General features: G+C 57.8%; 9 protein-coding genes. 4 read left to right on the top strand and 5 right to left on the bottom strand.

Going from position 1 to position 11,661, the window contains the following annotated elements:
• The first annotated feature begins 13 nt into the window (after nt 1-13).
• A complete protein-coding gene (sbcB, locus tag GIR22_RS06255) occupies nt 14-1,438 on the top strand; it encodes an exodeoxyribonuclease I (RefSeq protein WP_178122121.1) in 1,425 nt (474 codons plus the stop codon).
• A gap of 90 nt (nt 1,439-1,528) precedes the next feature.
• On the opposite strand, the gene mvaT is transcribed toward sbcB, so the two are convergent.
• On the bottom strand, nt 1,529-1,903 hold the full coding sequence (gene mvaT, locus GIR22_RS06250; RefSeq protein ID WP_154742484.1) for a histone-like nucleoid-structuring protein MvaT: 375 nt from the start codon (nt 1,901-1,903) through the stop codon (nt 1,529-1,531).
• A 351-nt stretch (nt 1,904-2,254) separates the two neighbouring features.
• Here mvaT and purU point away from each other — a divergent pair, with 351 nt between their 5' ends.
• A complete protein-coding gene (gene purU / locus GIR22_RS06245) occupies nt 2,255-3,103 on the top strand; it encodes a formyltetrahydrofolate deformylase (RefSeq protein WP_154742483.1) in 849 nt (282 codons plus the stop codon).
• A gap of 110 nt (nt 3,104-3,213) precedes the next feature.
• Here purU and gpgF read toward each other — a convergent pair whose 3' ends face one another.
• The 3 genes from gpgF to gpgS are packed head-to-tail and all read right to left on the bottom strand — an operon-like array spanning nt 3,214 to nt 6,177.
• The gene (gene gpgF / locus GIR22_RS06240; protein WP_154742482.1) at nt 3,214-4,323 is read right to left on the bottom strand and encodes a glucosaminyl phosphatidylglycerol flippase; all 1,110 of its coding nucleotides are present in this window, start codon (nt 4,321-4,323) and stop codon (nt 3,214-3,216) included.
• Nucleotides 4,320-5,063 (bottom strand): N-acetylglucosaminyl phosphatidylglycerol deacetylase, encoded by a 744-nt coding sequence (gene gpgD / locus GIR22_RS06235; RefSeq protein WP_154742481.1) that lies wholly within the window; start codon nt 5,061-5,063, stop codon nt 4,320-4,322. The genes gpgF and gpgD overlap by 4 nt, the downstream gene beginning before the upstream one ends.
• Nucleotides 5,056-6,177: an N-acetylglucosaminyl phosphatidylglycerol synthase gene (gene gpgS, locus GIR22_RS06230; RefSeq protein ID WP_154742480.1), complete on the bottom strand. Its 1,122-nt coding sequence runs from the start codon at nt 6,175-6,177 to the stop codon at nt 5,056-5,058. Before gpgS ends, gpgD begins: the two co-directional genes overlap by 8 nt.
• A gap of 407 nt (nt 6,178-6,584) precedes the next feature.
• On the opposite strand from gpgS, the gene GIR22_RS06225 reads away from it, so the two are divergent.
• Entirely contained in the window at nt 6,585-8,063 is a 1,479-nt protein-coding gene (locus GIR22_RS06225; RefSeq protein WP_154742593.1) for a helicase HerA-like domain-containing protein, read from the top strand.
• A 22-nt stretch (nt 8,064-8,085) separates the two neighbouring features.
• On the opposite strand, the gene GIR22_RS06220 is transcribed toward GIR22_RS06225, so the two are convergent.
• Nucleotides 8,086-8,541 (bottom strand): DUF721 domain-containing protein, encoded by a 456-nt coding sequence (locus GIR22_RS06220; protein ID WP_154742479.1) that lies wholly within the window; start codon nt 8,539-8,541, stop codon nt 8,086-8,088.
• A 306-nt stretch (nt 8,542-8,847) separates the two neighbouring features.
• On the opposite strand from GIR22_RS06220, the gene secA reads away from it, so the two are divergent.
• Entirely contained in the window at nt 8,848-11,583 is a 2,736-nt protein-coding gene (gene secA / locus GIR22_RS06215) for a preprotein translocase subunit SecA (protein WP_154742478.1), read from the top strand.
• Nucleotides 11,584-11,661 lie beyond the last annotated feature (78 nt).

Genomic DNA, 11,661 nt, shown 5'->3' with positions numbered 1-11,661 from the left:
ATAGGAATAGCCCGTGACCACCCTCTTCTGGTACGACTATGAAACCACCGGCATCAACCCCCGCAATGACCGCCCACTGCAGGTAGCCGGGATTCGTACCGACCTTGAGCTCAATGAGGTCGGGCCTCCAATCAATCTTTACTGCCAGCCCGGCGACGATATCCTGCCCCATCCGGCGGCTTGTGCCATTACCGGCATTACGCCGAGCGTGCTGGCGCAAAAAGGCCTGGCCGAAGCCGACTTCATGACCCGGGTTCACGCTGAGCTCGCTGCTCCTGGCACCTGTGGCGCCGGTTACAATAGCTTGCGCTTTGATGATGAAATGACGCGCTACAGTTTGTATCGTAATTTTTTCGACCCTTATGCACGGGAGTGGCAAGGCGGCAATAGTCGCTGGGACCTGATCGATGTCGTCCGCACGGCCTACGCCCTGCGTCCGCAAGGGATTGACTGGCCGGAGCAGGACGGGCGCGTCACCCTCAAGCTTGAACGCCTGACCGCCGCCAATGGCATCGACCATGGGCAGGCTCACGATGCCTTGTCCGATGTTCGCGCTACCATCGCCCTGGCCCGACTGGTCCGTGAGAAACAACCCAAACTGTATGACTGGCTGTTTCAGTTGCGCAGCAAGCAACGGGTAATGGACCAGGTACGGCTGTTGCAGCCGATGGTGCATATTTCCGGTCGCTTTTCTGCCGAGCGCCATTACCTGGGAGTGGTATTGCCACTGGCCTGGCATCCGCGCAATCGCAATGCCTTGATTGTCTGTGACCTGGGGCTTGATCCCCAGGGGCTGTTGGACTTGGATGCCGACGCTCTGCGCCAGCGCTTGTATACCCGGCGCGACGACCTGGCCGAAGGTGAGTTGCCGGTGCCGCTCAAATTGCTGCACATCAATCGTTGCCCGGTGGTTGCTCCGTTGAATGTACTGCGAGCCGAAGACCGCCAGCGTTTGCAACTGGACATGGCGTTGTATCAGGCGCGTGCCCTGCGGCTAACTGACGCACAGGAAGTTTGGCGCGACAAGTTGCCGGCGATATACGCCGAGGAAGAATTTGCATCGGGCACTGACCCTGAGCAGCAGCTATACGATGGTTTTATTGGTGATCGTGATCGGCGTTTATGTGAGCAAGTCCGACTGTCCGAGCCTGAACAGTTAGCTCGGCAGTGGCCGTTTGATGATCAGCGTTTGCCAGAATTATTATTTCGCTACCGTGCTCGAAACTTTCCGCACACCTTGAGTAGTGAAGAGCAAGAGCGTTGGCGACTTTTCTGTCAGCAACGGTTGTCGGATCCTGTATGGGGTGCACCCAATACCCTGGAGAGTTTTAAGAGTGCCCGGCTGGAATTGGCCGTTAGTGCTACATCATTTCAGCGTTTGGTGCTGGATGAATGGCAGGAGTATGCAGACTCTTTAGGCGCGCGCTTGAGTCTGTAATCAATTTATGGAGAAAACCCGTGCAATAAAAAACGCCAGCATGCTGGCGTTTTTTATTGCGTCGCGAATCAGGTAGCGACCATGCGAGACTTAGCCCAGCAGGGTAGCCCAGCCTTCAACCACATCGCCGCCCCACTTGGCTTTCCACTCTTTCAGGGTCTTATGGTTGCCACCTTTGGTTTCAATCACTTCGCCGTTGTGCGGGTTTTTGTACTGTTTAACCTTGCGAGCACGTTTGGTGCCGGTAGTTTTCACGGCACCACGTGGGGTTTTAACTTTCGACTCTGGATCCAGCAGCGCGATGATGTCACGCAGGGATTTGGAGTATTCACCCATCAGGGTACGCAGTTTGCCTTCGAATTCCAGCTCGGTTTGCAGTTTGTCGTCTTGGGACAGGTTCTTCAAACGGGCTTGCAGCTCTTTGATAGCTTCTTCGGTGGCACGGTATTCGTTGATCAGGGACATGAGGACTACCTTATGCTGGGCACTGGGTGACAGGGAATAGTGGCGTGATAATAGTCAGGCGGTTTGCGCAAGTAAACATTTAAGGCGGCTTTTATGTAATTTACTTTGGTTGTCTGTGGGTGAAAGCATGGATTTGAGTTAATTAGTAAGGCGTGAGGCAAAATATATTCTTGTTAATCCTTGGCTAACTGTCCGGGTTTGAGCGTGCATACACATATGATGAGGTAAAACCTTACGCTATTAAGGGGTAGCCCCGACAACCACAGACGGAATAAGCGTTAACGGATACTGCAGTTTTTCTGCGTAATCGCTAGAATGGCGACCTTTGCGAAGTTCTGGAGTTTCCCCCTAATGCGCACTTTTCGGCTGGTGATTGCTTGCCCGGACCGCGTCGGCATCGTTGCTAAAGTCAGTAACTTTCTGGCATCCCACAACGGCTGGATCACCGAAGCGAGTCATCACTCGGACAATCTCAGCGGTTGGTTCTTCATGCGTCACGAGATACGTGCCGACACGCTGCCCTTTGGTCTTGAGGCTTTTCGCGAGGCATTTGCGCCCATCGCCGAAGAGTTTTCGATGACTTGGCATATCACCGACACGGAACAGAAAAAACGCGTGGTCCTGATGGCCAGCCGCGAATCCCACTGCCTGGCGGACTTGTTGCACCGCTGGCACAGCGATGAGCTGGACTGCGAGATTTCCTGTGTGGTGTCCAACCATGACGACTTGCGCAGCATGGTCGAGTGGCATGGTATTCCTTACTACCACGTCCCGGTCGACCCGCAGAACAAGGCGCCGGCATTTGCCGAAGTATCGCGCCTGGTCAAGCAGCACGACGCCGACGTAGTGGTACTGGCGCGCTATATGCAAATCCTGCCGCCGCAACTGTGCCGTGAATACGCCGGTAAAGTAATCAACATCCACCACAGCTTCCTGCCGTCATTCGTCGGCGCCAAGCCGTATCACCAAGCGTCCCTGCGCGGTGTGAAGCTGATTGGCGCAACCTGCCACTATGTTACTGAAGAACTGGACGCCGGCCCGATCATTGAACAGGACGTGGTGCGAGTCAGCCACAGCGACAGTATCGAAGACATGGTGCGCTTCGGTCGTGATGTCGAGAAGATGGTCTTGGCGCGCGGTCTGCGTTATCACCTGGAGGATCGGGTGTTGGTGCATGGCAACAAGACGGTCGTATTCTGATTGAAGGTGAGGGCCTGGGCGTAAATCGCTGCAGGCTCTTTTCCCTGGCATGTAGATGAGGATTGATTGGATGACTGATCCGTTCGATAAAGCCACCTCCAGGGCTCCTGCTACGTTGGGGGAGGGGTGTTTGAGTCGTTATGACCCGGATGCTCTTGATGCCGAAGACGGTACTGACTTCCCGAATGCGGCCCAATTATGGGAGCAGTTGCACAAGGAGACCGATCCTCCCGCTTCCCCTGAATCAGCCGTTTGAGTAAAGGCTTGCCGACCATCAGCAGGAACACTGGCCCACCCGCCAGCAGGTAAAAGTAATAGGTCACTGCCCGCCAGATCAGAATTGCCGCTGCTGCGGTCGATTTACCCACCATTGGTGCCAGCAGGGCGGCCGATGTCAATTCTGCTGCGCCTGCACCGCCCGGCAGCAGGCTGAACTGTCCGGCTGTCAATGACAGCATCTGGATCAAGAAACTCCAGGCCCATTGCACATTGGTTCCCAGGCCGCGCAAGGCCAGGTACAGCACGCTGTAGCGTAAGGCCCAGTGCATGCAGGTCAGCAAGAACACCAACACCAGAGTCTGCCATGGCAATTTGAAGGTGTCAGTGAAGGCTGCGAGAAAGCGCAACCATTTGCGCGCCCAACGGCGGCGGGTGCTGGCCCGCACCTTGATGTGCTTGAACACAAGACCCGTCAGGCGAATCAATCGTCGGTGATAGCGAACCAGCAACAGGCAACTGAACAGCCCACCCACCATCGACACCGCACTAAGTCCCAGCAACCATTCCAACCTCGGATTGAGGGTATGAAACAACGCGTACACCGCGATCCCGAGCAATGCGCAAAGAAAAAACAGCAGGTCGCTCAACTGATCCATGGCAAACACCGCGCTACCATGAGCCGGGCGTATGCCGTTGCGCGCCAGCAATGCCATCAGGGTCGCTGGTCCGCCGCTACCACCAGGGGTGGCGCACATGGCGAATTCGGTGGACATCACCACCCCGAGGCTTTTTAACCGCCCCAACTGCCCGATGTGTTCCCCCAGCAGCAGGCGGATGCGCAGGGTATTGATCACCCAGCACAGCACAATCATGAAGAACATCACCAGCAGCCATTGCAGGGGAAACTGCTGCAAACGAGCGCCAATTTCACCGCCGCCCAGCCACACTGGGATCGTCAGTGCGGCCAGTAACGCCGCCAGCAACCAGATCAAGCGGCTCATGGCTGAGTCGCAAGCCAAGCGGTTTTGGTCAATGGGACTCTGCCAGCATTCAATAAGCGCTGCAGGGTATCGAACCAATATTGGCGGGAAAATGCGTGACGCACGTCCACCGGGTGCAAACCCAGGCGAATCACCGCTGCGGATTGCCAGCGTTGTTCGCGAGCATCGCTGAGGACTTTCGATACCCCTCGACGCCAGGCACTGCGTGCGCTCCACACCAGTCCCGGGGCGTCTAGCGGATTAAACTCGGGGAGGCGATACAGGTGCTGTGGATCGCTGGTGTAGGTCAATGGCAACTGACGCAACGCCTCACGGGTGCCGGCGCTCATCAGCCAGGCAGGGGCGACGAAGCCTTGAAGTGGCCAGTCATGACGACGGAACAGCTCGATACCCTCGGCAAGCCGTGACAATGCCTGTGCTTGGCACAGTCGGTAAAACTCTCCTTCGTGGGTATACACCCGCCGCATGAACCAATCCTTGGGTGTGCGTGGTGGCGGCTGGTCATCGCAATGGTAGTAGCCGTGCAAGGTCAATTCATCGCCCTTGGCCACACGCCTGTCGAGCAGGCGCAGAAACTCGCCATGGGCTGCGAGGGCATTGTGTCGGTGAAGGTCCGGTACCACCAGCCAAGTGATGGGCACAGTGCCCAAGGCGTCCACGGCTTCGACAAAGGGTTGATAGTCCGCCCAGGTTTGCGGTGCCACGTCATGCAGCACCAGTATTACCGACCGTTCAACCATGGGCGAGCATCGGTTGGTGGGTACCGAGTACTGCGTGGTAATGCCCCAGCAGGCTGTCGACGACAGTATCCCAGGCGTAGTGCTGTTCGACATGGCGCCGGGCCTGCACTCCGCGTTGCCGGCTATCGGTGTTGAACAGTTCAAGCACCGTGTTGGCCATGGCGCGGGGATCGTTGGGCGCACAGAGCAGGCCGCAGCGTTCATCGACGATTTCATTGAAGGCTCCGGCGGCCACGGCAACCACCGGAATGCCGCAGGCCATGGCTTCAAGAATCACCAGGCCAAAGGTTTCCTGGTCGCCGCCGTGCAGCAGGGCGTCGGCGCTGGCCATCAGCCGGGCGACATGTTGGGCGGGGCGGAAGCCGTCGACCACGGTAACGTTGTCCGGCACGGCGGCGGGCATACCGGAACCGACCAACAACAGGTGATACCCCTCACCGAGGCGTTTCATGCAGTTGAGCAGCACCGGCAGGTTTTTTTCCTTGGAGCCGCGCCCGGCAAAGATCAGCAAGCGAGTGTCTTCGCTGACGCCCAGCTCTGCCCGCAGCTCCGGGTCCCGAGCAGCGGGGGTAAATGTTTGTAAGTCGACTCCCAGAGGCTGGACGAACACATTTTTCACCCCCAGGCCGATCAGTTTTTCTGCCATCACCTGGCTGGGTGCCAGGACCCGGTCAAAATTCCCATAGAGTTTTCTGACATAGGCTTCGACATTTGGGGTAAACCAGTTGCCCATGCGATTGCTCACCAGCAGCGGCAAATCGGAGTGGTAAAAGCCGATCACGGGTACATCCAGTTGGCGCCGTGCATCCAGGGCAGCCCAAGCGGTCAGGTAAGGGTCGCCGACTTCGATAAGATCAGGCTGTAACTCGTGCAGGGCATTGCGCCAAGGTGCCAGGCGCAACGGGAAGCGATAGCCTTTGCCAAAGGGCAGGGCGGGAGCCGGTACGTTGAACACGCCATCCTGTTCACTCAAATGGGCGCCGGGGACCAGCAGGCTATGGCGAATGCCGGCCTTGAGCGCAAGGCGTCTGTGCTTGGCATCCAGATACGTGCGTACGCCACCGCTGGCAGGGGCGTAGAACATGGTTATGTCAGCGATATGCACGATAAACATCCCTCCGCTCCATTGCTCTCTTTAGTGGACCTTCGGTAAGAATAGATGTTCGCTTGGGTTGTAGCCGCCGCCGAGGTACAAAACTGTGCGTGGCTTGTGGCCGCGTCGAAGCACAAGGCTGCTTGTGGCTTGTAGCCGCTGTCGAGGTACGAGGCTGCGATGGGCCGCGAAGCGGCCCCATAGGGGGCAACGCAACGGGGACACTAATTGAGCGCGCCCCCCAGGGTCCGCCAAGGTCTTAATATCCGAGGCGCGTCCTGGTAGGTGCGCCGGAAATGACAGCATCAAAAGAAGTGTGATATCTCCATCTACTACTGTAAGACGTATCTGACCTGTTTTAGACTTTTTGGGTCTCTCGATTGTCTGTATCGACCGTGCAGCGTTAAAGATTAACCATGGGTGACAAAATGCCAGACTCTTCGCAACTCATTATTGGTGCAGACCTTGAAGGCCAGCCTATTGCCCAGGCTATGCGCCTGGCTAACCGCCACGGCCTGGTTGCCGGCGCCACGGGGACCGGCAAGACCGTCACCTTGCAACGCTTGGCGGAAGCCTTCAGCGATGCGGGCGTCGCGGTGTTTGCTGCCGATATCAAGGGTGACCTGTGCGGCCTGGGAGCAGCGGCCAATCCCCAGGGCAAGGTCGCTGAACGTATTGCCGGCATGCCATTCCTCAATTACACGCCCAAGGCTTATCCGGTGACATTGTGGGATATCCACGGGCAATCGGGTCATCCACTTCGTACAACGATGAGTGAAATGGGGCCGCTATTGTTGGGCAGCCTGTTGGAGTTGACGGACAGTCAGCAGTCGGCCTTGTACGCGGCCTTTAAAGTGGCCGATCGCGAAGGCCTACTGCTGCTGGACCTCAAGGACCTCAAGGCGTTGCTCAATCACCTCAAGTTCCACCCGGAACTGCTGGGCGAGGACGCGGCCTTGATGACCACCGGTTCCAGCCAGGCCTTGTTGCGGCGCCTGGCGGTGCTTGAGCAGCAAGGTGCAGAAGCCTTGTTCGGCGAGCCGGCCTTGCAACTGGAAGATATTTTGCAGCCTGCCAGCGATGGGCGCGGGCGTATTCACCTGCTGGATGCCAGTCGGTTGGTACATGAGTCGCCCAAGGTCTATGCGACGTTCCTATTGTGGTTGCTGGCGGAGTTGTTTGAGCAACTGCCGGAGCGCGGCGATGCCGAAAAGCCACTGCTGGCGCTATTCTTCGATGAGGCTCACTTGCTGTTTGCCGATACGCCGAAGGCCCTGCAGGATCGGCTGGAGCAAGTAGTGCGGCTGATTCGTTCCAAAGGTGTCGGGGTGTATTTCGTCACTCAATCGCCGGGCGACCTGCCGGACAGCGTCCTGGCACAGTTGGGCTTGCGTATCCAGCATGGTCTGCGGGCGTTCACGACCAAAGAGCAGAAGTCCTTGCGGGCGGTGGCCGACGGTTTTCGACCCAACCCTGCGTTCGACGCCCTGGCGGTGCTGACTGAGCTGGGTACCGGTGAGGCGTTGGTGGGCACGTTGCAGGAAAAAGGCACGCCAGAGGTGGTCCAGCGGGTGCTGGTGGCACCGCCGCAATCACGGATCGGGCCGTTGACCGAGGCTGAACGAGCGGCATTGATCGCCAGTTCGCCGTTATTGGGCCGTTATGACAAACCGATCGATCGGGAATCGGCCTACGAAGTGCTGATGGTGCGCAAGGACCTGGCGCCACAAGAGGGGGCCACACCTGAAACCGAAGAATCGAGCTTCACGGACAAGGCCGGTGCATTTTTGGGGACTACCGCAGGCAAGGCGCTGAAATCTGCCATGCAACAGGCGGCCAATCAGATGGGCCGGCAACTGGTGCGTGGGCTATTGGGTTCGTTGTTGGGGGGGAGCAAGCGTAAATGATGCAGGAAAGATGAGGGCGGGCCTACAGTTTGGGCTTGGCATGTGCGGCCAATCGCTCCAGCGCCGCTCGCAATTTCGGATCGGTAATACCGTCCGCCGTGGCCTGAATGGTCTCGGCGGCACCCACCGATAAATCCATCGTATGCCCTACGGCACCTTGCTGGACGGTCGGCGGTTGTACCTTGAATTGGATCCGCGTCAGGCTGGCGAACTCGTCAAAGGCCTGTAGCTGGCGTTGCAAGCGTTTCTGCTGATAGCGCAGGCGGGTTGCCCAATGGCCATCAGTGACGATCAGTAACAGGTTACCTTCGCGCCACGAGGCCACATGGCAGTGTTCACGGGCCGCGGGTTGTAGCTGGCTTTCCAGCAGGCGTTGCAGATGGCCCAGGCGTTGCGCGTGGCCGAAGATGGCTTTCAACGGCTTGGCTTCGCGAAGCAGCACGGCAGGAGCGCGAGCCGTAAGTGGGCGAAACGCCATGATCAAACACCTTAAGTAACAGAGTCACCATGGTAGCAGAAAGCGTCTACCCCGCCCCCGGGCATTGCTTTGCCAGGGGTTTATCCATTAAATCAATGGTTAACTTCTGCGCCCCATGGGTTGAAGTTCCGCAAAAAGCCCTTATTTTAAATAAGCCCTCTTAAGGCGCCGTGCCAGCATCGGGGAATAACGCCACTTTCCTCACCCACGTTTCCGGGTAGAATGCGCGTTCGCATGCGGCCATGAGGGCTGCTCGGGCGACTCACGGGGCGCCCTCCATCCCTATGTGTGGAAGAACCTGTCGATATGTTTGCGCCTTTGTTAAAGAAACTTTTTGGAAGCAAGAATGAGCGTGAAGTTAAACGCATGCTCAAGACGGTGCAGCTGGTCAATGCCTTCGAAGAGCAGATGGTTGCCCTTTCGGATGAGCAATTGCGCGCCAAGACCGAAGAGTTCAAGGCCCGCATAGCCAAAGGTGAATCCCTCGACAAGCTGCTTCCCGAAGCCTTTGCGGTCGCCCGCGAAGCCGGCAAGCGTGTCATGGGCATGCGCCACTTCGACGTACAGTTGATCGGCGGCATGACCTTGCATGAAGGCATGATTGCCGAAATGCGTACCGGTGAAGGCAAGACCCTGGTGGCCACCCTGGGTGTTTACCTCAATGCACTGTCCGGCAAGGGCGTGCACGTTGTGACGGTGAACGACTACCTGGCCCGCCGCGACGCCAACTGGATGCGCCCGCTCTATGAATTCCTCGGCCTTACCGTCGGCGTCGTGACGCCGTTCCAGCCGCCGGAAGAGAAGCGTGCCGCCTATGCTGCCGACATCACCTACGGCACCAACAACGAATTCGGGTTCGACTACCTGCGCGACAATATGGCGTTCAGCATGGAAGAGAAATTCCAGCGTGAACTCAACTTTGCCGTGATCGACGAAGTCGACTCCATCCTCATCGACGAAGCCCGTACCCCGCTGATCATTTCCGGTCAGGCCGAGGACAGTTCGCGCCTGTACACCGAGATCAACAAGTTGATCCCGCGCCTGGAACAGCACATCGAGGAAGTAGAAGGTGTGGTGACCAAAGAAGGCCACTACTCCATCGACGAGAAGACCCGCCAGGTCGAACTCAACGAAGCCGGTCACCAGTTCGTCGAAGACTTGCTGACCCAGATCGGCCTGTTGGCTGAAGGCGAGAGCCTGTACTCGGCGCACAACCTGGGCCTGTTGACCCACGTTTATTCCGGCCTGCGTGCCCACAAGCTGTTCAATCGCAATGTCGAATATATCGTCCAGGATGGCCAGGTCGTGCTGGTGGACGAACACACCGGTCGTACCATGCATGGTCGCCGTCTGTCGGAAGGCCTGCACCAGGCAATCGAAGCCAAGGAAGTGCTCAACATCCAGGCCGAGAGCCAGACGTTGGCCTCGACCACCTTCCAGAACTACTTCCGGCTGTACAACAAGCTGTCCGGCATGACCGGTACCGCTGACACCGAAGCGTTCGAATTTCACCAGATCTATGGTCTGTCGGTAATGGTTATTCCGCCGAACAAGCCCCTGGCGCGTAAAGACTACAACGACCTGGTGTTCCTGACTGCCGAAGAGAAATACGCGGCCATCGTCGCCGACATCAAGGAGTGCATGACCCACGGCCGTCCGGTGCTGGTGGGTACCGCCACCATCGAAACGTCCGAGCACATGTCCAGCCTGCTCGACAAGGAAGGCATCGAGCACAAGGTCCTCAACGCCAAGTTCCACGAAAAGGAAGCCGAGATCATCGCCCAGGCTGGCCGCCCCGGCGCGCTGACCATTGCCACCAACATGGCCGGTCGTGGTACCGACATCCTGTTGGGTGGTAACTGGGAAGTGGAAGTGGCTTCCCTGGACAATCCGACTCCTGAGCAGATCGCCCAGATCAAGGCCGACTGGCAGAAACGTCACCAGCAAGTGCTGGAGTCCGGTGGCTTGCAGGTAATTGCCTCCGAGCGTCACGAATCCCGTCGTATCGACAACCAACTGCGGGGTCGTGCCGGCCGTCAGGGTGACGCCGGTTCCAGCCGCTTCTACCTGTCCCTGGAAGACAGCTTGATGCGTATTTTTGCCTCGGACCGCGTGAAGAACTTCATGAAGGCCCTGGGCATGCAGTCCGGTGAAGCGATTGAACACCGCATGGTGACCAATGCCATCGAGAAGGCCCAGCGCAAGGTTGAAGGTCGCAACTTCGATATTCGTAAGCAACTGCTGGAGTTCGATGACGTCAACAACGAACAGCGTAAAGTGATTTATCACATGCGTAACACGTTGCTGGCCGCCGACAACATTGGCGAAACCATCGCTGATTTCCGTCAGGACGTCCTCAGCGCTACCGTCAGCGCCCATATTCCACCGCAGTCGCTGCCTGAGCAGTGGGACGTGAGCGGTCTGGAAGCGGCGCTGAAGAGTGACTTTGGTGTCGACTTGCCGGTTCAGCAATGGCTCGATGAAGACGACCACCTGTACGAAGAAACCCTGCGTGAAAAACTGATGGTCGAACTGCTGGCCGCGTACAACGAGAAAGAAGAACAGGCGAGTGCCGAAGCACTGCGCACCTTCGAGAAGCAAATCGTACTGCGCGTGCTGGATGACTTGTGGAAAGACCACCTGTCGACCATGGACCACCTGCGCCACGGTATCCACTTGCGTGGCTATGCCCAGAAGAATCCGAAGCAGGAGTACAAGCGCGAGTCGTTCACGTTGTTCTCCGAGCTGCTGGATTCGATCAAGCGCGATTCGATTCGTGTCCTGTCCCACGTACAGGTACGTCGCGAAGACCCGGTCGAAGAAGAGGCTCGCCTGCGCCAGGAGGCTGAATCCTTGGCCTCGCGCATGCAGTTCCAGCACGATGAAGCGCCTGGCCTTGAGCAGTCGCAAGTGTTGGGCGAGGAGGTTGATACCGCCCTGGCTCAATCGCCGGTGCGCAACGAGCAGAAACTGGGTCGCAACGAACTGTGCTTCTGCGGTTCGGGCAAAAAGTTCAAACATTGCCACGGTAAAATCGACTAAGATTTTCCGCTGACAAGAAACACCCCCGCGCCGCGACCGGCACCAGCCGTCGCGGCGTTTTGCCATTTCATCAGCGTC

This window comes from Pseudomonas karstica (assembly GCF_009707515.1).
GTDB classification, from domain to species: Bacteria; Pseudomonadota; Gammaproteobacteria; order Pseudomonadales; family Pseudomonadaceae; genus Aquipseudomonas; species Aquipseudomonas karstica.
The sequence above is the reverse complement of the archived record's forward strand: the minus strand, read 5'-3'. Positions and strand labels throughout refer to the sequence as shown.

What these genes read in the sequence shown, in the direction of transcription:
- mvaT (WP_154742484.1), bottom strand. Translation starts at nt 1,903, where the DNA reads ATGTCCCTGATCAACGAATACCGTGCCACCGAAGAAGCTATCAAAGAG.
- purU (WP_154742483.1), top strand. Translation starts at nt 2,255, where the DNA reads ATGCGCACTTTTCGGCTGGTGATTGCTTGCCCGGACCGCGTCGGCATC.
- gpgF (WP_154742482.1), bottom strand. Translation starts at nt 4,323, where the DNA reads ATGAGCCGCTTGATCTGGTTGCTGGCGGCGTTACTGGCCGCACTGACG.
- gpgD (WP_154742481.1), bottom strand. Translation starts at nt 5,063, where the DNA reads ATGGTTGAACGGTCGGTAATACTGGTGCTGCATGACGTGGCACCGCAA.
- gpgS (WP_154742480.1), bottom strand. Translation starts at nt 6,177, where the DNA reads ATGTTTATCGTGCATATCGCTGACATAACCATGTTCTACGCCCCTGCC.
- GIR22_RS06225 (WP_154742593.1), top strand. Translation starts at nt 6,585, where the DNA reads ATGCCAGACTCTTCGCAACTCATTATTGGTGCAGACCTTGAAGGCCAG.
- GIR22_RS06220 (WP_154742479.1), bottom strand. Translation starts at nt 8,541, where the DNA reads ATGGCGTTTCGCCCACTTACGGCTCGCGCTCCTGCCGTGCTGCTTCGC.
- secA (WP_154742478.1), top strand. Translation starts at nt 8,848, where the DNA reads ATGTTTGCGCCTTTGTTAAAGAAACTTTTTGGAAGCAAGAATGAGCGT.